This is a genomic window from Variovorax sp. YR750 (assembly GCF_900109805.1).
Taxonomy (GTDB): Bacteria; Pseudomonadota; Gammaproteobacteria; order Burkholderiales; family Burkholderiaceae_C; genus Variovorax; species Variovorax gossypii.
The window spans coordinates 267,733-288,192 of record NZ_FOBJ01000011.1; the positions used below are offsets into that span (position 1 = coordinate 267,733).

Consider the following 20,460-nt stretch of genomic DNA (forward strand, 5'->3'; position numbering starts at 1 on the left):
GCCCGCCTCGCTCCCGATCACGACGGTCGTCCCGGCCGCACCAGCGGCTGGTCGACGGGCAGGAAGCGCTCGAACAGATCGTTCACGAAGGCGCCGCCGACGGCATCCGACGCGGCGGCCGTGAGATAGAGGCCGCGCCAGCGCGGCGCGCGCGAATTCCGGCCGTGGTTCTCGAACAGCACCTGCGCGAACTCGCGCAGGCCGGGCCGCAGCGCACGCACGGCCTCCACGAATTCATGGATCGCGAGCCGGCCGGTGGCGCCGGGCTGTTCGCGCAGCAGTGCCATGCGCAGTGCGTGCAGCTGCTGCGCGAGCGGGTCGAACACCGCGTCGAGCCGTTCGCCGGCCGGCGTCTCGATGAATGCCGAAGGGTCGGTCAACCGGTGCCCCAGTGCCTGCGCCAGCACTTCGGGCGGCAGCGCCCCGTGCAGGGTCTCGTAGCCCGCGAGCCGCTCCAGGCCGGTCACGACGAGGTAGGTAGGCATCTGCAGGCGCAGGGTGTCGCTGGCTTCGTCGAGCAGGCGGCGCGTTTGCGCGGCCAGGGACTTCAGCTCCGCCGCGTCGGCCTCCAGCAGGTCTGCGGCTGCCACGCCCACCACGAGTCCGTTGAGCGGCAGCCGGTCGCGCCGCTCGGCCAGTGCGAGCAGCGAGTGCAGCCACAGGCCGCGCGACCGTGGCGCACCGGCGGTGTCGCCGGCGGCGTTGGAATCGATCTCGACGGCCACCAGCCGCGGCGTCAGCCACCAGCGCCACCAGGCGCCGTCGGGTGAGGAAGGCGTGTCCGCGCGTTCGCCGTGCGCCGTCGCGAACAGGCCCGGCAGGTTGGCCGCCTTGTCGCCGAAGCACAGGAACCACGGCACCGGCGCAGCGGACTTCGCCCAGTGCGCGCGGCGCATGGTCTGCTGCGCCTGCGCCATGCCTTCCCTCAGCGCACTGATGGCCGCCTCGTCCGTGCCGGCAGCGGGCCAGCCGAGCGCCGCGATGCGCTTCTGCAGCCCGCGCCGCCGCGCGCCGCGCCCCGCGTCGCGCACCACCGCATACAGCAGGCCGAAGCCCAGCAGGCACAGCGACAGCAGCAGCCAGAAGCGGTGGGCGGGCGACAGCAGCAGCGCGCTCATCGCGGAACGGTCTCCAGGAAGACGAAGTCGGCGATCAGCCGGTCGCTGTTCTTGCTGGCCGCGAGCGACTCGCGCAGCCGCAGCAGGTAGGCCGAGGCGAGCTCGAAGGGCGGCCGGTCGGATGCCTCGCTGAGCGGCGTGGGCGACGACAGCACCGTGACGAGCACGCTGCCGAAGGGTGGGCTCACGAGCCAGCTCGAGGGGATGTCGCGGCCGATCTCCAGCGTTTCGCCCGAGTGCAGCCGCGTGGGCTGCTGGCCCGCGTTGAGGTGCATGACCGAGCCGTCGACGGTGTAGTAGTCGACCCAGATGTAGCTGTCGTGCCGCGGCGCGACGACCTGCATGCGCACGTTGTCGCCCTCGCGCAGCTTGCCGTCGCGGGCCGTGGGCGCGCTCACGTCCAGCCCGTAGGCCTTCTCGCTGTTGCGCGTCTGGTAGGGCTTGAGGATGGCGAACACCTCGCAGTGCGGCCACACGCGCAGCCCGATGTCGAAGCGCGGCGCCTTCACGCCGGGCAGGGCGCTCACCTCATGCTCCACGCGCGGCAGGTCGCCGGGCAGCGAGACGAAGCCGGTGACACGCGTGTGGCCGTCGCGGTCCACGCTGGCCGTGAGGTCGGCGCAGGCGAAGGTCTGCAGGTGCTGCTCGATGCGCTGGGCCAGGCCGGTGTCGGCCGCCGGCGGGCCGCCGGACCATAGCCACAGCATGTACAGCAGGGGCAGGGCGAGCGCCAGCGCGGCGCCGCTGAGCAGCAGCGTGCGGTCGCGCCGGCGCGTGTCGTTGGGACCGCGCGGGTCGGCCACCTCGTAGGGCTGCGGCGCGATGCGGTCCTGCACCAGGCTGCCCGTCGAGAGCGGGCGCAGCAGGAGCTGGCGGCTGTGCAGGTCCTTCAGCTTGCCCAGCTCGCCCTGGTCGCCTTCCTCGAAGTAGTACTGGCCCTTGAAGCCCAGAGCCAGCGCGTGCCAGTACACCTCGCGCACCGCGTCGTCGCCGGTACCCAGCGCCGACAGGTGATGGAAGAACTCGCTGTGGGCGTTGTTCGAGTTGAAGAGCTGGACCTGCAGCGGGGCCGCCGCGCCTGCCCCGGTACCCGCGGCCGTGGCGGCGTCGGGGTGGCGCGCGAGGATTTCGTCGATCCAGGCCACCATTGCGAAGGCGGCCGACTCGATCTGCGCCGCCGGCGTGCCCGATGCCTCCGCGGCGGCGCGTGCCGCGTCGAGCTGCTGGCGGAACTGCTGCTGCGCGGCGTCGAGCGACGGCAGCGGGGCACCGGCCGCGATGGCGGCGTCCAGTGAGAGGCCGGACGAGATGAGGGTGGAGAAGCAGTCGAGGAGGCGGGCCATGGACGGGCCCGCTCAGTCGAGGGTTGCGAAGGATGCCTTGCACCGGCGTCTGCAGCGATGGCACATGCCCATGTCCCCGGTTCCTTCGAGTAGGCGCTCATTCTTTCAAAGTGCTTGCGGCGGGCGCCATATCGCTTGGGGTCTATGCCTTTGGTGGGGCCGCCGGCCTTGCTGCGCGGGGCATTCGCCGGTATCTTCAGCGTCTGCCGTGCGTTGCACGCTGGGACACGGGGAAAAGACATCATGAAAATACTGATCGCCGACGACCACCGGCTCGTCATCGAGGCGGTCAAAGCCAAGCTGTCGGAGCTGGAGCCCGGCATCGAATTCGTCCTGGCGATGAGCGTCGACGAATTGCTTGCCGGGGCCACCGACGACCTCGACCTGGCCCTGATCGACCTCAACATGCCCGGTGCCGATGGCCAGGCCCACATCGACCAGATCCGCCAGCGCCATCCGGCGGTGCCGGTGATCGTGCTGTCGGGCTACGAAGACCCGGCCATCATGCGCAGCGCGCTCGAGCGCGGCGTGCTCGGATTCATACCCAAGGCCTACTCCCCCGACGTGATGCTCTCGGCCGTGCGCTTGGTGCTGGCCGGCGGCGTGTACGTGCCGCCGATGATGCTGACGGCGCTGCCGCCGGGCATGGTGGCGGGCATGGCACCGCAGGCGGGCGCCGAGGCGCTGGTGCGCGGCGGCGGTGCCGCCGGCGGCGCCAGCAGCAGCGGCGGTGGCGGCACCCAGACGCTGGAGCACCTGCGCAGCGTGCTCACCGAGCGGCAGGTCGAGGTGCTGCAGCTGCTGTCGCAGGGCAAGCCCAACAAGCTCATCGGGCGCAGCCTGGGCATCAGCGAAGGCACGGTGAAGATCCACCTGGCGGCCATCTTCCGGGCGCTCAACGTGCGCAACCGCACCGAGGCAGTGGTGGCGGCGCAGGCGTTGACCGAGGCCCAGCAGGCCTGATAGGCCTGATAGGCCTGATAGGCCTGATAGGCCCTGCGCCTTCTGGCTCCTCTTCCTTTTCTTCACTGCACCAGCAGTTCGAACTCGGACACGGTCATCGTGCCCGTGTTGTCGAACTCGATCCTGTACCTGCTGTAGGACTCGGTACCTGCCTTCAGCGCGAACGGGCGGGTCTGCTGGCGCCACTGGAAGCTCTCGTTCCTTCGCTCGTCCAGCGTCACCCAGGTGACGCCGTCCTTCGAGGCCCTGAGCTTCCAGCTCTTCGGGTCCTGATCCGCGCCCTGCGTGCCCGAGGTCAGTGTGTAGATCCTGGGCACGCTGGCCGGCTGGCCCGCTGCGGCGTCGGCCTCGATCCACGCGTTGGCCGATGCGCTCTGCCAGGCGGTGTCGGAGTCGCGGTCGTACAGGTTGCCCGACTGGCCTGTCGTGCTCGACGACACCGTGTACGTGCCCGTCGGCAGCAGCGACTGCAGCGGTGCCGGCTTCGCGTTGCCCTGCGTGATCGAGGCCGGCACGTCGTTCTCGCCCGTGCCCCATGACGAGGGTTGCGCGCCCATGGCGAACTCCAGCGTCGCTCCGTCGGCGATCTCCTGGTGCAGCAGGTAGCTGCGCGTGATGGGCTGGCCGTTCAGTCGCAGGCCCTGCACGTAGCGGTTGATGTCGCTCACGCCCGGCGCAGTGATGACGATGCGCTTGCCGTTCTCCAGGTTCACGACCATCTTCGGGAAGTAGGGCGCGCCGATCGCGTACTCCGGCCGTCCCATGCTCACCGGATAGAAGCCCATGGCGCTGAACACGTACCAGGCCGACTGCTCGCCGTTGTCCTCGTCGCCGATGTAGCCGCTGCCGTCGGGAACGCCGTTGCCGTCGAACCCGGCGCTGTAGAGCTTGCTCATCACGTCGCGCAGGTACTTCTGTCCCTGCGCCGGAGCCCCGGCGTAGTTGTACATGTAGATCGAGTGATGCACCGGCTGGTTCGAGTGCTGGTACTGGCCGACCCTGGCCAGCACGCTGACCGCGTGGGCTTCCTTGATCTCGTGGATCACCGTCCAGTAGCTGCCGGGCGACAGGTAGGTGGGCGCGGAGAAGAAGGTGTCGAGGCTGGCCTTGAGCTGCGCGCGGCCGCCGTGCAGGTTGGCCAGGCCCTGGCCGTCCTGCGGGGCGAGGAACTGGTACGACCACGCGTTGCCTTCGGTGTAGCCGTAGCCCCAGTCGTCGGGTGTGTTGCCGTCGTCGGTCCATCTGCCGGCGCTGTCCTTCTCGCGGAACCACTTGCCGGCCCAGGCGCCCGTGCCCTGGTCGGAGAAGAGGCGCGTGTAGCTCAGGGCGCGGTCGATGAAGTAGGCGTAGTCGTCGGGCTTGCCGAGCGCCTTGGCCATCTGCGCGATGCCGAAGTCGTTGAGGTTCGCTTCGAGGGACCAGGCCACGCTCTCGCGCGACATCGCGTCCGAGGGCACGTAGCCGTGGAAGACTGACTGGTTCATGTTCTTGCGCCCCTTGCTGCCGTCGGTGCTGTTGGCCGAGGCGTTGCGCAGCATCGACGCGTAGGCCGAATCAACGTCGAAGTTGCGCACGCCCTTGAGGTAGGCGTCGGCGAAGATCACGTCGGAGCTGGTGGCGACCATGCTGTCGCGGTAGTCGGGGCCCGACCAGCGCGGCACCCAGCCGCCGTCCTTGTAGGCGTTGACGAAACCGTCCAGCATCTCGCCCGCCTGAGTCGGAACGAGCAGCGAATAGAGCGGCCAGGTGGTCCGGTAGGTGTCCCAGAAGCCGTTGTTGACCCAGATCTTTCCCTGCCTTTTGGGCGTGCCCTGGATGTACGGGCTCATGTAGGTTGCCGTGCCCTTGCCGGTTGCAGGGTCGCGCACGTTCTCCCACGCGGAGTTCGGGTAGAGGAAGGCCCGGTACATGTTCGAGTAGAGCGTGACCTTCCTGTCCTCGAAAGCCTTCACGGCATCGGGTGTCTTCGCGTCGTCGGCGCTGCCTTCCACCTGGACGGTGTTGAGCTTGTCGTCCCACGCGGCTGCGGCCAGCAGCCGGATGTCGTCGAAGCCCTTGTCGCCGATCTCCTGCGCCAGGTTGTCCTTCGCCTGCTCGATGCTGATGAAGGAGGTGGCGATCTTCATGCCCACGGTCTTCCCGGTGCCCGGTGTCGCGAACTGGACCCAGGTCTTGATGCTTCCTGCGTCGATGTTCTTCGAGGCCGTGATGGGGGCGTCGAACTTCGCATGGAAGTACATGAGCGGCGCGTTCTTGTCGCCGTTGTTGTTCACCGTTCCCGATACGGTGCTGGCGTTGGTGTCCACGCTCAGGCTGCCTGATCCTTCCCCGGCGAACCGATCGAACAGCACCGTGGCGGTGGTCGCCGAGGCCGGCACCGTGAACCGGAAGTAGGCCGCGTGGTCCGTCGGCGTGATCTCGGTCTTGATGCCGTTGTCGAAGGTCACGCTGTAGTAGTGCGCATGCGCGACCTGCGTTGCGCGCGAGTAGGTCTGGGCGCGGTTCCACGGGGCGGTGGCGTTCACGTCGTCGATCGGCATGATCGACAGCGACTGCCGGTTGCCGATCCACGGGCTGGGCTCGTGCACCGTCGCGAAGGACTGGATCGTGGTGATGGGCGAACCGTCGGAGGTCTCTCCGGTGCTCGTGTGGAACTGGTAGAACCAGTTGTTGTCGTCGCGGTTGACCGGCGTCCAGAAGTTGAATCCGAACGGCACGGCGATGGCGGGGAAGGTGTTGCCTCGCGTGAAGTCGCCGCTGGAGTTGGCCCCTCGCATGGTGTTCACGTAGTCGGCGAGAGACTGCTTGACGAACGGCACCGCCGGATCGCCGCCCGTCGACGCCGGAGCCGTCGCGGGGTTGCCGGCATCCGCCGGCGAGGGAACGAGTGCTCCGCTGGTTCCGTTGTTCGTGGATCCGGGCAATGGCAGGAGCGCATTGTTCGATCCGCCGCCACTGCCGCCGCAGGCGGCCAGCAACGAAACCCCCACGGCCAGCGCAAGCTGGCACAGTCTTCGAGTGCTCATCAGGTTGTCTCCCTTCTTGCTGCAATCGCTTCGCGTTGCGCGATGCAGTCTAGGGAGACGTCGAGCGGACCGTGCCTGTGCTTTCCCGCAAGCAATACGGCGTTGCCAACGCAACAAGCGTGCGTCGCGGTGCGTTGGAAGGCGCTGGAAGACGGGAGACGAAGCGCCGCGGAAATAGTGTGAACAGGCCCTAGGCCGCGCGCAACTCGGGATGCGGCGCGGCGCTGCCGGCACCGTCGCACAAGCCCTCCTTGCCTTCCTTCCGCTGCGCAATGGCCTCCGCCAGGAATTCGGCGTCGCGCGCCACGCCCGAGAAGCGCCCCGATCCCCAGGTGTGCAGCCATGGCAGCCCGAGGAAATACAGCCCCGGCTCGTTCGTCACGCCGCGCAGGTGAACCGGCGCGCCGCGCCCGTTGAACACCGGTGCGTCGACCCAGGCGAAATCGGGCGAGAAGCCGATGCACCAGACCACGCTGGCGATGCCCGCGGCCGCGAGGTCGAGCCGCGTGCGCTCTTCCTTCGGCTCCCACACCGGCGTGTAGACAGAAGGGGGCGGGGCCCCGATGCCCTGCGCGGCGATGTGCCTGTCGATCGATGCGTTGATGCGGTTGTAGGTGTCGTCGGCCTGGTCGAGGTTGTCGCGCAGGTTGGGCTGGAACTCGAAGCTGCCCTCGTCGAAGCCGCTCAGCAGGCCGTAGAGCTCCATGCCCTCGAGCGCGAAGCGCCGCAGGTCGATGTCGCGGCCGCCGTCGCGGCCCGTCACGTAATGGTTGGTGTTGTCGCGCACGCCCTCGCGCAGCGGATGCTCGGTGACCGGCATGTCGTAGTACTTCATGTCGGCGAGCCAGTCGACCACTTCGCGGCCGCGGTAGAAGCGCGCGCACCGCGGTGCGTTGCCGGTGGCCAGGTGGACCTTGCGGCCGGCCAGGTGCAGGTCTTCGGCGATCTGCGCGCCCGACTGGCCGCAGCCCACCACCAGCACGGCACCCTCGGGCAGTTGCGCCGGGTTTCGGTACTGGGCGGAATGGAACTGCGCGACGCCCGCCGGCAGCTTCTCGGCAAGGCGCGGCACGATGGGGCGGTGGTAGCCGCCCGAGGCCACCACCACCTGGTCGGCGGTGTAGAGGCCGGCGTCGGTCTGTACGCTGAAGCGCTCGCGTTCGCCGTCGCGCGCCACGCGTTCCACCGTCACGCCTTCGATGGCCGGTGCTTTCACGTGCTCGACGAAGCCCGCGAGCCATTCATTGATCTGGTCCTTGACCATGAAGCCGTGCGGATCGCTGCCGATGTAGCCCCAGCCCGGCAGCTGGCACTGCCAGTTGGGCGTGACGAGGCAGAACGAGTCCCAGCGCTGCGTGCGCCAGGTGTGCACGAGGCTGCGCTTCTCGATCACGAGATGATCGACGCCTCGCTGCTGCAGGCAGTGGCTCAGCGACAGTCCGGCCTGGCCGCCGCCGACGATGACGACGCTGTAGTGGCTGCGTCCGCCATAAGGATGTGACATGGGGTGCTTCTTTCGTTCTCTGGATATGGGGAGAGGTCAGTCGAAGGCGACGACGGTGACCTGGGCGTCCGCGGTTTCGCCGAAGCGCGCGGCGATGCTTTCGATCTCGGCGAGCTGGTCCATCGCCTGCGAGCACGCGAAGCCGTACTTGGCGCGCACCCGCTCCGAGGCGATGCCCAGCGCCTCGCGCGTGCGTTGCAGGAACTCGTCGAGCCGGTAGTGCCGGCCGGGCTCGAGGTAGTCGCGCACCACCAGCGATGGCGAATAGCAGCGGGTCTCGCTGGCGTCGGGCCAGCGCACGTGGAAGTGCATCACGGGCATGCTTCGGTCTCCTGCTTGGCGGCGCGGTACAGCGCCACGTGGCGCGCGGCGCTGGCCTGCCAGCTGAAGCGCTGGGCCAGCCTCGAGGCCGAGCGCGCAATGCGTTGCGGGTCGCGAGTCGAGAGCGCATGCCGCAGGGCGGCGGCAATGGAACCGGCGTCGAGCGGATCGGCCCAGCTCACGTCGTCCTCGGCCAGGTATTCGGTGAACGGGGCGATGCGCGAGGCGACCACCGGCGCGCCGCTCGCCAGCCCTTCGAGCACCACCAGCCCGAAGCCCTCGCGCAGCGACGGCATCGCGACCACGTCCGCCAGCCGGTAGAGCGCGGGGATGTCTCCGTCGGGCAGGGGGCCGGTCAGCCGCACCGGTTGCAGCGGGCCTTCGTCGAAGCCGAGTGCCTGCATCAGGGCCTGGAACTCCAGCGCGTAGGCCGAGTGATCGAGCAGGCTCGCGCCGCCGGCGATGACCAGCTGCGCCCGCGGATGCGTGGCGCGCAGCAGCGCGAAGGCCGAGAGCAGCCGCGCAGTGTTCTTGCGCTCCTCGACGCCGCCCAGGGCGAGCACCACGGGCGCGTCGGGCCGGATGCCGAGGCGATGCGCCAGTGCCGCATCGGCCGGCTGCGCTTGCGGCGAGAAGCGCGTCGTGTCCACGCCGTTGGTCACTTCGTGCGCCGCGATGCCGTATTCGCGCGCCAGGTGATCGCACCACAGGCGGCTCACGCACAGCACCCGGCTCGCGCTCGCGAAGGCCGTGTGCTGCCATTGCGTGAGCTGCGGCACGTCGAAGGTGTCGAGGTGATGCACGGTGCGCACGAAGCCGTCGATGTCGCCCGCGTCGCGCAGCTGGGCGAGTGCATTGCCGCCGATGGAGTCGTGCGTGTGCAGCACGTCGAAGCGCTCGTGCCGCAGCAGTCCGCGCAGGTGCTGCACGAAGGCCGCGATGCGCGAGCGCACCATCTCCACCGTGTCGCGAGGCGTGCCGTGCACCGGCACCAGTTCGACGGCGCAGGGCGGCGTGCGGAACAGCCGCTGCCCCGGCGCGGCGGGCGCGAGCACGGTCACCGCATGGCCGGCCTCGTGCAGCGCGGTCGCGAGTTCGAGCGTGTGCACCACGCCGCCGCGCGGGTTGACCGAGTGCGTGAGCAGGGCGATGCGCAGGGGGCGGTCAGACATACGTCGCCTCGTGCATGTCGGCGGCGGGCTGGATGAAGGCGTCGCTGCCGAAGTCCCACAGCAGAGCCTCCTGGCCTGACGCGCGCAGCCGCACCTGCCGGGTCGTGTCGACCTCGCCGATCACGCCGCACGCGATGTCGCGCGCCGCGAACCGGGCCAGCACCGGTGCCACCTGGGCGGGCGCCACGCTCAGCACGAAGCCGTAGCTCGGGAACGAGGACAGCCAGCGCAGCAGCGGCACGCCGTCGGGCCGCGGAATCGCGTCGAGGTCGATGCGGGCGCCGGTGCCCGAGCATTCGAGCAGCATCATGGCCGTGCCCATCGCGCCGGCCATGCTGATGTCCTTCGCGGCGCAGCACAGGCCGTCCTCCGCGATGGACGGCAGCAGCTCCAGGTCGGTCCGCAGCCGCGCGGCGGGTGCGCGGGTCGAGGCGTTCCAGTACGGGAACGGCTCTTCGTAGGCGCCGCGCAGGTCGGCTGCCATCACGAGCAGGTCGCCCGGCTTCGCGTCGAAGCTGGTCAGCAGCCGGCGGGCATGGCCGAGGATGGCCACCGCCAGTTGCGGCCGCTCGCTGCGGTTGTTGCTGTGTCCGCCGACGATGGGCACGCCGTAGCGCACGGCGGCCTCGGCCATGCCGCGCAGCACATCGTCGGCCGGGTTCATGCCGTTGCTCCACAGCGCGTCGACCACCGCGGTGGGGCGGCCGCCCATCGCATAGATGTCGCTCACGTTGACCATCACGCCGCAGTAGCCCGCGAACCAGGGCATGCGCACGATGAAGTCCTCCACCAGCCCCTCGATGGCGAAGAGCAGGTAGCCGCCGTGGCCGTCGGGAATGGCGGCGCAGTCGTCCCCCACGGGAACGGCCTGCGCGAGCGCGGCATGGCCGCCGGGCAGCGAGCGGCCCAGCGCCGACATCACGTCGCCGATGTCGCGCTTGTGGGCGAAGCCGCGCGTGGCGCGCAGGGCTTCGGCAATCTCGCCGGCGTTGGTCATGACATCACCTTGGCGCGCGTGACGAAGCCGCTCACCGGGTCGTGGCAGGGTGGATACCGGCCGAGGTCGGCCTGCATGCGCGCATGCGGACGGCCGTGCACGTCGGTCTCCTCGAGCACAGCCCAGCCGAGCTTCTGGAACAGCGGCACGTTCTGCATCTGCACCTGCGCGAGAAAGACCTCGCAGCCCAGCGCGTTGGCGCGCGACACGGCGAGCCGGATCAGCGTCGCGCCCAGGTGTCCCTGGCTGCGGAAGGCGGGATGCACGGCCAGCCGCGACCCCCACCACTCGCCGTCGCCCTGGCCGCGATGGATGCGCACCGTGCCCACCACCTGCTCGGGCATGCCGCCGTTGCACGACATGGCCACCAGCAGCCGCGCATGGTCGTCGACGGCATCGCGGTCGTCGCGCGCGAAGATGCCCTGCTCGATGCAGAACACCGCGCGGCGCAGCGCCATGGCCTCGTCGCGCTCCCACTGCTGCGCGGCTTCGCGCACCAGGTATTCGACGGGCGCGTAGTGGTCGCCCATCCGTTCGCGCATCTCGCAGAGGTCGTCGATGCACAGCATGGTCAGCTTTCGCTTTCTTTTTCGTATATGGAGAGCGACGAGCACGCGCCGCACTTGCCGCAGCCGGCCTTGATGTCGGCCGAGCGCAGGCCCGCCGCCACCACGCGCTCGCCCAGCGGCGCGAGCAGCGACTTCATGAACTCGGGCGTGGGGGCGGGGTGGTCTTCCAGTGGCGTGCCGCTGATCGGCACGAAGGGCACGACGAAGGGATAGACGCCGCGCGCCAGCAGCTGGTCGCAGGTGTCGAGGATGGCCTCGCGCGTGTCGCCCAGCCCGGCCAGGATGTAGGTGCTGACCTGCCCGCGCCCGAACACGCCCACGGCGGCCTCGAAGGCGCTCATGTAGCGCGAGACCGGCACGCTGGCCTTGCCCGGCATGATGCGTTCGCGCACCTCGGGCGTGACCACCTCGAGGTGCATGCCCAGGGTGTCGATGCCCGCGGCCTTCATGCGGTGGAACCACTGGTCGTCGTCGGGCGGCTCGCACTGGCCCTGGATGGGAATGTCCACAGCGGCCTTGATGGCGAAGGCGCTCTCGCACAGCACGGCCGCGCCGCGGTCGGTGGCGTTGGGCGTGCCGGTGGTCATCACCATGTGCTTCACGCCGTCGAGCAGCACGGCGGCGCGCGCCACCTCTGCGAGCTGCTCGGGCGTCTTGCGCGCGACGGTGCGGCCCGCCGCTAGCGACTGGCCGATCGCGCAGAACTTGCAGCTCTTCCTGCGGCTCTCGTAGCGGATGCAGGTCTGCAGCACGGTGGTGGCCAGCACGTCGCTGCCGTGCAGCGTGGCGATGTGCGAGTAGGGCACGCCGTCGAAGGTCTGCATCGCGTAGAAGCGCGGCTGCTTCGGAAAGCTGATGCTCGCGATGGGAATGCTGCCGCGCATCACGCGGCTCACGCCGGCGGCGTCGGGAGCCTCGGCGGTGAAGGGCGAGTGCCAGGCGGTGGAGGTGTGGACCGGCACCATGATCGTGTGGCCGTCCACCGTCACGGCCTTGTGGTCCGAAGGGCCCGCGCCGCCGCGGCGGCTAGAGACGCCGGCCGAAGGGTCAACCAGCCGCAACCCGAAGGACTGGAGCTCTGTCATCAGCTGCCGGCTGTCCTGCGGCTGCGTCGTCGTGGGTGTCGTCATGGTCGGGGCTCCGTTGAACAAGGGGTTGCGTGGGGTGCATCGGCACGGTGGTCTGCGCGGGCCGGTCGTTGATGGCGAGCGACAGCAGTTCCGGCCGCGCGTAGTGGCCGACCGAATCCATCATTCGCTTGCGCTTGGCGATCAGCGCCATGTCGAGATCGGCGATCACCATGCCTTCGCCCTCGGTGAGTGGCGGCGCGAGGTGCTTTCCCTCGGGCGAGACGATGGCCGTGTGGCAGCCGCCGCGCAGCGCCTTCTGCAGGTTGGCGTCGGGCGTGACCGAGCGGATCTGCTCGTCGGTCAGCCAGCCGGTGGCGTTGATCACGAAGCAGCCCGACTCCAGCGCGTGGTGGCGGATGGTCACTTCCATCTGCTCCGCGAAGATCGGGCCGACCAGCGAGCCGGGAAACTGCGCGCAGTGGATCTGCTCGTGCTGCGCCATCAGGCTGTAGCGCGCGAGCGGGTTGTAGTGCTCCCAGCAGGCCAGCGCGCCGACGCGGCCGACGGCGGTATCGACCACCTTGAGGCCGGCGCCGTCGCCCATGCCCCAGACCATGCGCTCGTGGTACGTGGGCGTGATCTTGCGGCGCTTGAGCGCCAGCGTGCCGTCGGCGTCGAACACCAGCTGCGTGTTGTAGAGGCTGCCGTGGTCGCGCTCGTTCACGCCGAGCACCACCACCATGCCGCGCGCGCGGGCCCGCTCGGCCACCGCCTGCGTGACCGGGCCGGGCACGACCACCGCGCGCTCGGCCAGCCGCAGGTGCGGCGCGCCCTGCAGAACCGGCGGCAGCACGAAGCTGAAGTAGGGGTAGTAGGGCACGAAGGTCTCGGGAAAGACCGCGATCTGCGCGCCCTTCGCGGCGGCCGCGTCGATGGCGCCGCACACGCGCTCCAGCGTGCCCTCGGGCCGCTCGAAGTCGGGCGCGATCTGGATCGCCGCGGCCCGCACGACATGGGGTGTGGAAGCCATCGCCGCGCCTTCGCTCACAGGGTCCAGGTGTCGATGACGACGGCGCCGGCCTTCTTGTGCAGCAGCACGAGGTCGAGCACGTCGAGCGGGTTGATCGGCGTGATGCCCTCGATCAGCGCGCCTTCGCCGTGGCCGTACAGCGCCTGCAGCGCGAAGCGGCAGGCGTACACCTTGCCGCCTTCCTCGATGAACTTGGCGATCTGCTTGTTGAAGTTCTGGTGGCCCGGGAAGGCCTCGTCGCCCAGCGTGGGAAAGCCGCGCTGCACGCCCAGCGTCACGCCGGGGCCGTACAGCAGGATGGAGGTCTCGTAGCCCTTGCGCTTGAGCCGCGTGGCCTGCAGCAGGTTCACGAAGCCGATGGAGCCTTCGAAGGCCACGGTGTGGAAGGTGACGAGCGCCTTCTCGCCGGGCTCGGCCTTGACGTCTTCGAACACCTTCTCTTCGTAGTCGACGAGGAACTCGCCTTTTTCGTTGCGGGGGCGGGTGACTTTGGGCATGGGGTACTCCGGTTGGGTGGTGGGTACGCAGGTGCTGCGTGCCCTTCTCTTCGCAGGCGATGTGCCAGCGGCTCGCCGGGTTCATGCGATCAATGCGCGATCAACGCGCAGCGGTGCGGGTCGCGTGCGCGCGAAAATTTTTCGAGGCCCGGAAATGCGGGGTCCCGACGGGTCCGGGATGGTCCGTTCCGCACCGTGACGACGCACGTCCCATGCGATCAATGCACCCGATCAATGGGTTTGATCGCACCTGATCGAAGCATCCGGCCCCTCTGGCGCGGGCGCGGTTCCTGCATGTTGATCGGTGGCCAGATGCAATCAACTCCGCCGGACCACGCCCCATGACCACCATCACCGCCCACTGGCGCAAGCAGCTGCGCAACACCGCCCGGCCGGCCTACCTGCTGCTGGCCGACCTGATCGCCGACGACATCAAGACCGGCCGCCTCGGCGTGCGCGACCGCCTGCCCACGCTGCGCGAACTGGCAGTGGACCTCGAGCTGAACTACACGACGGTGGCGCGCGGCTATGCCGAGGCGCGCAAGCGCGGGCTGATCGATTCGCGCGCCGGCACCGGCACCTTCATCCGCTCCGGCAGCCCGAGCCTGCAGCTGCGCGGCGGCAGCGGCGCCGAGATGACGATGAACATGCCGCCCGAGCCCGAAGACGAGCACCTGATGGCGCGCCTGCACGACAGCGCCAGCCGAGCCTTCGCGCAGGCCGACTTCCACGACCTGCTGCGCTACCAGGACTTCGGCGGCACCGCGCACGACCGCGCCGCCGCGATGCACTGGCTGCGGCCCTTCGTGCCCGATGCGAGCGTCGACCGCATCCTGGTGTGCCCCGGCATCCACGGCGTGCTGACCGCGCTGTTCTCGCAGCTCGCGCGGCCGGGCGAGCTGATCTGCGTGGAGTCGCTCACCTACCCGGGCGTGAAGGCGATCGCGGCGCAGCTCGGCGTGCAGCTGCATGCGCTGCAGATGGACGACGACGGCCCCATCGCCGACGCCTTCGAACACGCCTGCAGGACGCTCAAGCCCAAGGCGCTGTACTGCAACCCCACGCTGCTGAACCCGACGGCCGCCACCGTGTCGCGCGCACGGCGCGAGGCGCTGGCCGACGTGGCGCTGCGCTACGCGGTGCCCATCATCGAGGACGACGCCTACGGCATGCTGCCGCGCCAGGTGCCCGCGTCGCTCGCCACGCTGGCGCCGGGGCTCACCTACTACGTGAGCGGTTTTTCCAAGTGCTTCGGCGCGGGGCTGCGCAGCGCCTACGTGTGCTCGCCGACGGTGGTGCAGTCGCAGCGGCTGGCCGGCGCCATGCGGGCCACCACCGTGATGGCCTCGCCGATCACCAATGCGCTGACCACGCTGTGGGTGGAAGACGGAACGGCCGAGGAGATGCTGCAGGCGGTGCGCGCCGAGTCGATGGCGCGGCAGGCACTGGCCGCGCGCCACCTGGGCGGCAGCGGGCTGCAGGCGCACCCCGAGGGCTTTCACGCATGGCTGCCGCTCACGCCGGGGTGGAGCCCGGTGGAGTTCGCGTCGTACCTGCGCACGCAGAACGTGGGCGTGGTGGCGAGCGCGGCCTTTTCCACCGACGGCGATCCGCCCGATGCGGTGCGCATCTGCCTGGGCGGGCCGATGTCGCGCGAGCAGTGCGACCAGGCGCTGCGGCTGATCGCGGACACGCTGGCGCATCCGCTGCATCCGCACGCGACACTGCGCTGAGTCGCCGCTGCCGCCGCTACCAGCGGTAGGTGAACTTCGCCTGCACCGCGCGCCCCTGGCCGAAGTACTGGCCGTTGCCCGAGACGTAGACCCGGTCGGTGAGGTTGGTGACGTTCAGCGCGAAGCTGTAGGGGCCGCGCTCGTAGCGCAGGGCCGCGTCGAGCAGGGTGTAGGGCGGGTTGTAGCTGCTGTTGTCGATGCTGGCCGGCACCTTGCCGACATGGCGCACGCCGCCGCCGATGCTCCAGCCCTGCAGGGCGGGGCTGGCGAAGCGGTAGTCGAGCCACAGCGCGGCGGTCTGGCGCGCTGTGTTGAGCGGCTGCTTGCCCACTTCAGCCGGGTTGAGGCTGCGGGTGACCTCGGCGTCGAGCAGCGTGTAGCTGGCCACCAGCTTGAGCTGCTTCGTGAGCGCCGCGCGCGCCTCGAACTCGGGGCCGCGCGTGCGCACCTCGCCGATCTGCGAGACGGGGCCGATCACGTACGGGTCGAAGGTGGGGGAGTTGTTCTTGCGCAGGTCGAACACCGACACGGTGAACAGCGCGTCCACGCCGGGCGGGCGGTACTTCAGGCCCACCTCGACCTGCCGGCCCAGCTCGGGCCTCAGCGGATTTCCGTTGGCGAAGGCGCCCGACAGCGGGGTGAACGAGGTCGAGTAGCTGAAGTAGGGCGCGAGCCCGTTCGGCGCGAGGTACAGGAGGCCCGCGTTGTAGGTCGTCTTGGTGTTGGTGTCGATGCCCCTGGAGGCCGTCGACAGCGGGCTGAAGCTGTTGCGCGCGCGGTCCTGCCGCACCGTGAGCCCCAGCGACCAGGGGCCGCTGCGCATCTGGTCCTGCACGTAGAACCCACGCTGCGTGACGGCGTTGTCGGACACGGCGCTGAACGCCGGCTCGGGCACCGGCGCGCCATAGACCGGCGCGAAGGCATCGATGGACGGCGCCTGGGTGATCCCGCTGCTCAGCTTGCTCGACTGCCGCTGGTATTCCATCCCGATCAGCAGGGTGTGCGCGATCGGCCCCGTGCTGAAGCGGCCTTCGACCTGGGTGTCCAGCGTGGTGGTGCGGTTGCGGTCCCTGGCCCGCAACGCCGTGCGGTCGAGCGTGCGCTGGTCGTCCTGGAAGCCGGTGCCGTAGACCTGCCGGTAGTCGACGTCCAGCGACGCGCGGCGCGCGTTCTGCCGCAGGGTCCAGTGGTCGTCGAGCTTGTGTTCGAACAGGTAGGTGAGCGAGAACGCGTTGCGGTTGTAGCGGTCGAAGCCCGGCTCCCCGATGAAACGCTCGCGCGAAATGCTGCCCCAGGGGTTGGACGTGACGAGCGTGCCCTCGGGCCAGATGCTCTTGGGCGTCATGCGGTCGCGCGTGACCTCCGCCAGCAGCGTGAGCCTGGTGCGCGCCGAAGGCGTCCACGTCAGCGAGGGCGCGATGAAGCTGCGGTCGTCGCGCGAGTAGTCGGTCTGGCCCTCGCTCTTGCGCACCACGCCGTTGAGCCTGAAGAGCAGGGTGCCGTCCGCGTTCATCGCGCCGCCGAGGTCGAAGCTGGCCTGGTGGCGGTTTCGGTTGCCCACCGAGAGGCTCACCTCGCGCACAGCCTCCGCCGAGGGGCGCTTGGACACCATGTTGATGGCCCCGCCCGGCGCCGACGGGTCGTAGACCGCGCCGGGGCCCTTCAGCAGCTCGACGCGCTCCAGCGCCTGCGGCTCGGCCAGCCAGCGCGTGATGACGCTGCCGGTGGGGAGCTTGAAGCCGTCGAGGTACTCGGCCGGCGCGAAGCCGCGCACGCTGAGCGAGGCGAAGCGCGTGTCGTAGCCGGCGACCTCGGTGAGCACGCCGGCCGAATAGCGCAGCGACTGCTCGACGGTGTGCACGGCCTGGTCGTCCATCTGCGCGCGCGTGACGACGGTGACGGCGCGCGGCGTCTCGAGCAGCGGCGTGTCGGTGCGGGTGGCGGTGGCGCTGCGCTGCGCCACGTAGCCGTCGACCTGGCCGTCGGCGCGCTCGCCCTGCGCGGTGACGGTAAGGGTGGGCAGGGTGGCTCCGGTGCCGGAAGCGGCGGTGCCTGCCGCGGCCGGGCGCACCGCATAGGCGCCGCTCACGCCGGGAATCGCCTCCAGCCGGTGCGGCGACAGCAGCTCGGCCAGGCCTTCGGGTACCGTGCGGCTGCCCTTGAGCGCGGCGGCGCTCTTCTCGCGCACCAGTGCCGGATCGAAGGACAGCGTGATGCCGGCCTGCCGCGCGAAGGTGCTGAGCGCGTCCTCCAGCGCGCCGGCCGGAATGTCGAAACCCGCGCGCGCCGTGCCCTCCGCCGGCTGCGCCTGCGCGCGCGCGGATACGGCGGGCACGAGCCATCCCGCCGCGATGCCCAGCAGCAGCGCGGGAAGCAGGATGGGCCTTGCCGGCCGGAGGCGCCAGAACCCGGGATGGCGGTCCGGAGGAAGTCTTCTCAACGTCGCGAAATGGTCAATGTGCCTCCAGAGCCTTGTTCGAGTCGTACGGGCAGCGTGCGCACCAGCGCTTCGAGCGCGCGGCCGACCGGATCTGGCCCGTTGAGCTGGAAAACGCCCGACACGCGCAGCGAAGCGGCGTTCGCGTCGCAGAGCAGCGGCGTACCGTGGTAGCGCGCCAGTTCGGCGACGAATGCGTCCAGCCGCATCTGCCGGGCCACCAGCGCGCCGTCGGTCCAGGCGTCGGGCTCGAAGCTGCGGTCCACGATGCGCTGGGGTGGCGCCGCGTCGCCGCGCACGATGTAGCCGTCGCCGGCCTGCGCGACCACCGGCTGCGCGTCGCTGCCTGCGGCGTGGATGGCGACGCGGCCCTCGGTCATCGACAGCCGCGTCTGGCCGTCCTGCTCGCGCACGCCGAAGCGCGTGCCCAGCGCCTCGAAGCGCGCATGCGGCGTCTCGACCCAGAAGGTGCGATGACCGAACAGCGCGCCGCTGTCGGCGCCGGTGCGCACGAAGAGCTCGCCGCGGCGCAGCACGATGCGCCGGCTGCGCGGCGAGAAGACCACCTGCACTTCGGAGCCGGTGTTGAGGTTCAGCTCGGTGCCGTCGGCCAGCGTCACGCGCTTGCGTTCGCCCACGGCGGTGGCGTAGTCGGTGCGCCGCTCCCAGGGCTGCTCGCGCCAGACGAAGAGGCCGATCACGCCGCCGGTGGCGGCGAGACCCATGACGCCGATCGCGCCGAGCGCGCGGCGGCGGCCCTGCTGCGCCCGCATGCGGGTGGCGGCCTGCAGCGCGCCATGGGCCAGCGCGCCGCCCGCCACGCCGAGGTGGTCGCCCGCGTCGCCGATGCGGGGCACCTGGCGGAAGGCGTCCTCCACGGCCTGTACCTGCTGCCAGGCCTGTTCGTGCGACGGGTGCGCGGCGCGCCATGCGTCGCACTCGTCGTGCGCCTTCCTGTCGGCGCTGCCGGAGCCGAGCCGCACGGCCCAGGCGATGGCCTGGTCGAGCAGGTCGGAAGAAGGGAGTGCTGCTCTCATTCCGGATGCCTCCCCGTGCGCCGTGGAGTCCACGACGCATGAAGCCGCCACGGCCAAGACCAGGAACGCCGCGGAACCGGCTCTGCCGGGCCGCCGGTGTTGCCCCCGGTGAGGGGGGAGGAGAAGCGACACGAAGTGCGCGAAGCCTGGAGGAGGTTCATTTCAGCGTCAGGCAATGGCGGATGGCGGTCGCCATGTATTTCTCGACCGAGCTCAGGCTCACGTTCAGGCGCTGCGCGATCTCGGCATAGCCGAGGCCGTCGAGCCGCGAGAGCAGGAAGGCGCTGCGCGCCTTGGCGGGCAGGCCGTCGAGCATGGCGTCGATGCGCACCAGCGCCTCGACCAGCAGCATCTGAGTCTCGGGCGACGGCGCCTGCGGCTCGGGCAGGGCGGCGATGGCTTCGAGGCAGGCGCGCTCCAGCGTGCGGCGCCGCACGTGGTCGACCACCAGGCCGTGCGCGATGGTGGTGAGCCAGGCGCGCGGCTCCCGCACCTCGTCGACGTCGCGCTGGCGGCCCAGCACGCGCAGGAATGTGTCCTGCGCCAGGTCGGCGGCATCGCCCGGATGGCCCAGCTTGCGGCGCAGCCAGCCGAGCAGCCAGCCGTGGTGTTCCCCGTAGAGGGTTTCCACGCTGCGCGAGGGGGGACGGTCCGGCATGGAGGGCGGGTAGAAGTCGTTCGGGAACGCTGCGAGTGCGGCAGGCATGAATCTATCTCACTGCGTTGACATTTGTGACCGAAGTTCTGCCGCGCCTGCATCCCGCCGGAGGGCGATGGCCCCGTGTCTGCATGATGGGCGCGAGGGTGGACAGCGCCGCGGTGCCGGCGCTGCCCGCCTCGCAGCGGCTGAAACCCACCGCGAGCGCGAGGCCGGCGGCCGCCGCGCCGAGGCAGCATCCGTCGACCAGCCAGGACCGCCGCGGGTCCGTTGCGCCGCCGGTTTCACCGGAGCGGTCCGGCATGCCGATCTCGCGCGGCGCGGGGAACCGGTGGGCGGCCATCACAGCAGCCCCTTCGGCGCGCGCGTGGCGCGCGTGCCGTCCAGTGGAAACCGCAGCGTGAGGCAGCCGCCGCCCAGCGGCGAAGGCGCGGTGTAGATGCGCGCGCCGTGGCGCGCCGCGATGGCCTGGCAGGCGTGGACATGGGGCGCGACGGCCCGGCCGGCGCCGGTCTCGAAGGCCTGCGACAGGCGGGGGACGGTTTCGGAAGATGCATCGGCCTCGCGCAGGCTGATCACCGCCTGGTGCCCTTCGGCGCGTGCCAGCACCCGCAGCGTCGTGCCTTGCGGCAGGGTGGCGGCCGCCTCGTCGGCGATATGCGCCATCAGCCGGGGCAGGTCGCCCGCGAGCGCAGCCACCGGCAGCGGGGTGTCGGGCACGCTCAGATCGACGTCGATGCCGCGTTGCGCCAGCGCTGCCGCGTGCGTGCGCAGCGGCTGCCGCAGGTCGATGCGCTCGCGCGCGGCGGCGGGCGCCTGGCGGGCGGCGACCTGGGCCGCTGGCGTGCCGGCGGCGGTGCGCGCTCCGAGCGTCTTGCCCGTGAACCAGGCGGCGCCGAGCGCGAATAGCGCGGCCACCACGAGGCCGAGGCTGCCGGCGCTCATCGGGCGGTCTCCCGGCGGCGCGAGCCTGGCGACGCGGGTG

Annotated in this window: 17 protein-coding genes; 2 read left to right on the forward strand and 15 right to left on the reverse strand. The window is 70.4% G+C overall.

What is annotated here, in order from left to right:
- Positions 1 to 17 precede the first annotated feature (17 nt).
- The gene (locus BMY35_RS23015; RefSeq protein WP_093204177.1) at positions 18 to 1,118 is read right to left on the reverse strand and encodes a type VI secretion system protein; all 1,101 of its coding nucleotides are present in this window, start codon (positions 1,116 to 1,118) and stop codon (positions 18 to 20) included.
- Positions 1,115 to 2,461 (reverse strand): DotU family type IV/VI secretion system protein, encoded by a 1,347-nt coding sequence (locus BMY35_RS23020; RefSeq protein ID WP_093204180.1) that lies wholly within the window; start codon positions 2,459 to 2,461, stop codon positions 1,115 to 1,117. The genes BMY35_RS23015 and BMY35_RS23020 overlap by 4 nt, the downstream gene beginning before the upstream one ends.
- 243 nt (positions 2,462 to 2,704) lie before the next feature.
- Between BMY35_RS23020 and BMY35_RS23025 the strand changes: the two genes are divergently transcribed.
- Positions 2,705 to 3,424: a response regulator transcription factor gene (locus BMY35_RS23025; protein WP_093204182.1), complete on the forward strand. Its 720-nt coding sequence runs from the start codon at positions 2,705 to 2,707 to the stop codon at positions 3,422 to 3,424.
- A 62-nt stretch (positions 3,425 to 3,486) separates the two neighbouring features.
- On the opposite strand, the gene BMY35_RS23030 is transcribed toward BMY35_RS23025, so the two are convergent.
- The 9 genes from BMY35_RS23030 to BMY35_RS23070 form a co-directional block, all read right to left on the reverse strand.
- Entirely contained in the window at positions 3,487 to 6,450 is a 2,964-nt protein-coding gene (locus BMY35_RS23030; protein WP_093204185.1) for a GH92 family glycosyl hydrolase, read from the reverse strand.
- A 190-nt stretch (positions 6,451 to 6,640) separates the two neighbouring features.
- Positions 6,641 to 7,954, reverse strand: coding sequence for an MSMEG_0569 family flavin-dependent oxidoreductase (locus tag BMY35_RS23035; protein ID WP_256229298.1), 1,314 nt, complete (start codon positions 7,952 to 7,954; stop codon positions 6,641 to 6,643).
- Between the two features lie 36 nt (positions 7,955 to 7,990).
- On the reverse strand, positions 7,991 to 8,275 hold the full coding sequence (locus BMY35_RS23040; protein ID WP_093204187.1) for an MSMEG_0570 family nitrogen starvation response protein: 285 nt from the start codon (positions 8,273 to 8,275) through the stop codon (positions 7,991 to 7,993).
- Positions 8,266 to 9,447 (reverse strand): MSMEG_0565 family glycosyltransferase, encoded by a 1,182-nt coding sequence (locus BMY35_RS23045; RefSeq protein ID WP_093204190.1) that lies wholly within the window; start codon positions 9,445 to 9,447, stop codon positions 8,266 to 8,268. Before BMY35_RS23045 ends, BMY35_RS23040 begins: the two co-directional genes overlap by 10 nt.
- Positions 9,440 to 10,444, reverse strand: a complete 1,005-nt coding sequence (locus tag BMY35_RS23050; RefSeq protein WP_093204193.1) for a sll0787 family AIR synthase-like protein — start codon at positions 10,442 to 10,444, stop codon at positions 9,440 to 9,442. The genes BMY35_RS23045 and BMY35_RS23050 overlap by 8 nt, the downstream gene beginning before the upstream one ends.
- Positions 10,441 to 11,013, reverse strand: coding sequence for an MSMEG_0567/Sll0786 family nitrogen starvation N-acetyltransferase (locus BMY35_RS23055; RefSeq protein ID WP_093204195.1), 573 nt, complete (start codon positions 11,011 to 11,013; stop codon positions 10,441 to 10,443). Before BMY35_RS23055 ends, BMY35_RS23050 begins: the two co-directional genes overlap by 4 nt.
- A gap of 2 nt (positions 11,014 to 11,015) precedes the next feature.
- A complete protein-coding gene (locus BMY35_RS23060; RefSeq protein ID WP_093204299.1) occupies positions 11,016 to 12,098 on the reverse strand; it encodes an MSMEG_0568 family radical SAM protein in 1,083 nt (360 codons plus the stop codon).
- Complete coding sequence (locus BMY35_RS23065) at positions 12,061 to 13,113, reverse strand: Nit6803 family nitrilase (RefSeq protein WP_093204301.1); 1,053 nt, start codon at positions 13,111 to 13,113, stop codon at positions 12,061 to 12,063. The genes BMY35_RS23060 and BMY35_RS23065 overlap by 38 nt, the downstream gene beginning before the upstream one ends.
- A 14-nt stretch (positions 13,114 to 13,127) precedes the next feature.
- Positions 13,128 to 13,610: an MSMEG_0572/Sll0783 family nitrogen starvation response protein gene (locus BMY35_RS23070; RefSeq protein ID WP_093204198.1), complete on the reverse strand. Its 483-nt coding sequence runs from the start codon at positions 13,608 to 13,610 to the stop codon at positions 13,128 to 13,130.
- Positions 13,611 to 13,951: 341 nt separating this feature from the next.
- On the opposite strand from BMY35_RS23070, the gene BMY35_RS23075 reads away from it, so the two are divergent.
- Entirely contained in the window at positions 13,952 to 15,343 is a 1,392-nt protein-coding gene (locus tag BMY35_RS23075; RefSeq protein WP_093204200.1) for an aminotransferase-like domain-containing protein, read from the forward strand.
- 16 nt (positions 15,344 to 15,359) lie between these two features.
- Here the strand turns inward: BMY35_RS23075 and BMY35_RS23080 are convergent, their stop codons facing one another.
- The 4 genes from BMY35_RS23080 to BMY35_RS23100 form a co-directional block, all read right to left on the reverse strand.
- On the reverse strand, positions 15,360 to 17,783 hold the full coding sequence (locus BMY35_RS23080; RefSeq protein WP_093204203.1) for a TonB-dependent siderophore receptor: 2,424 nt from the start codon (positions 17,781 to 17,783) through the stop codon (positions 15,360 to 15,362).
- The gene (locus BMY35_RS23085; protein WP_093204205.1) at positions 17,780 to 18,817 is read right to left on the reverse strand and encodes a FecR family protein; all 1,038 of its coding nucleotides are present in this window, start codon (positions 18,815 to 18,817) and stop codon (positions 17,780 to 17,782) included. Before BMY35_RS23085 ends, BMY35_RS23080 begins: the two co-directional genes overlap by 4 nt.
- A 157-nt stretch (positions 18,818 to 18,974) precedes the next feature.
- Positions 18,975 to 19,475 (reverse strand): sigma-70 family RNA polymerase sigma factor, encoded by a 501-nt coding sequence (locus tag BMY35_RS23090; RefSeq protein ID WP_093204302.1) that lies wholly within the window; start codon positions 19,473 to 19,475, stop codon positions 18,975 to 18,977.
- Between the two features lie 342 nt (positions 19,476 to 19,817).
- Entirely contained in the window at positions 19,818 to 20,420 is a 603-nt protein-coding gene (locus tag BMY35_RS23100) for a histidine kinase (protein WP_093204211.1), read from the reverse strand.
- Positions 20,421 to 20,460: the final 40 nt, after the last annotated feature.

What these genes read in the sequence shown, in the direction of transcription:
- BMY35_RS23015 (WP_093204177.1), bottom strand. Translation starts at nt 1,118, where the DNA reads ATGAGCGCGCTGCTGCTGTCGCCCGCCCACCGCTTCTGGCTGCTGCTG.
- BMY35_RS23020 (WP_093204180.1), bottom strand. Translation starts at nt 2,461, where the DNA reads ATGGCCCGCCTCCTCGACTGCTTCTCCACCCTCATCTCGTCCGGCCTC.
- BMY35_RS23025 (WP_093204182.1), top strand. Translation starts at nt 2,705, where the DNA reads ATGAAAATACTGATCGCCGACGACCACCGGCTCGTCATCGAGGCGGTC.
- BMY35_RS23030 (WP_093204185.1), bottom strand. Translation starts at nt 6,450, where the DNA reads ATGAGCACTCGAAGACTGTGCCAGCTTGCGCTGGCCGTGGGGGTTTCG.
- BMY35_RS23035 (WP_256229298.1), bottom strand. Translation starts at nt 7,954, where the DNA reads ATGTCACATCCTTATGGCGGACGCAGCCACTACAGCGTCGTCATCGTC.
- BMY35_RS23040 (WP_093204187.1), bottom strand. Translation starts at nt 8,275, where the DNA reads ATGCCCGTGATGCACTTCCACGTGCGCTGGCCCGACGCCAGCGAGACC.
- BMY35_RS23045 (WP_093204190.1), bottom strand. Translation starts at nt 9,447, where the DNA reads ATGTCTGACCGCCCCCTGCGCATCGCCCTGCTCACGCACTCGGTCAAC.
- BMY35_RS23050 (WP_093204193.1), bottom strand. Translation starts at nt 10,444, where the DNA reads ATGACCAACGCCGGCGAGATTGCCGAAGCCCTGCGCGCCACGCGCGGC.
- BMY35_RS23055 (WP_093204195.1), bottom strand. Translation starts at nt 11,013, where the DNA reads ATGCTGTGCATCGACGACCTCTGCGAGATGCGCGAACGGATGGGCGAC.
- BMY35_RS23060 (WP_093204299.1), bottom strand. Translation starts at nt 12,098, where the DNA reads ATGACAGAGCTCCAGTCCTTCGGGTTGCGGCTGGTTGACCCTTCGGCC.
- BMY35_RS23065 (WP_093204301.1), bottom strand. Translation starts at nt 13,113, where the DNA reads ATGGCTTCCACACCCCATGTCGTGCGGGCCGCGGCGATCCAGATCGCG.
- BMY35_RS23070 (WP_093204198.1), bottom strand. Translation starts at nt 13,610, where the DNA reads ATGCCCAAAGTCACCCGCCCCCGCAACGAAAAAGGCGAGTTCCTCGTC.
- BMY35_RS23075 (WP_093204200.1), top strand. Translation starts at nt 13,952, where the DNA reads ATGACCACCATCACCGCCCACTGGCGCAAGCAGCTGCGCAACACCGCC.
- BMY35_RS23085 (WP_093204205.1), bottom strand. Translation starts at nt 18,817, where the DNA reads ATGAGAGCAGCACTCCCTTCTTCCGACCTGCTCGACCAGGCCATCGCC.
- BMY35_RS23090 (WP_093204302.1), bottom strand. Translation starts at nt 19,475, where the DNA reads ATGCCGGACCGTCCCCCCTCGCGCAGCGTGGAAACCCTCTACGGGGAA.
- BMY35_RS23100 (WP_093204211.1), bottom strand. Translation starts at nt 20,420, where the DNA reads ATGAGCGCCGGCAGCCTCGGCCTCGTGGTGGCCGCGCTATTCGCGCTC.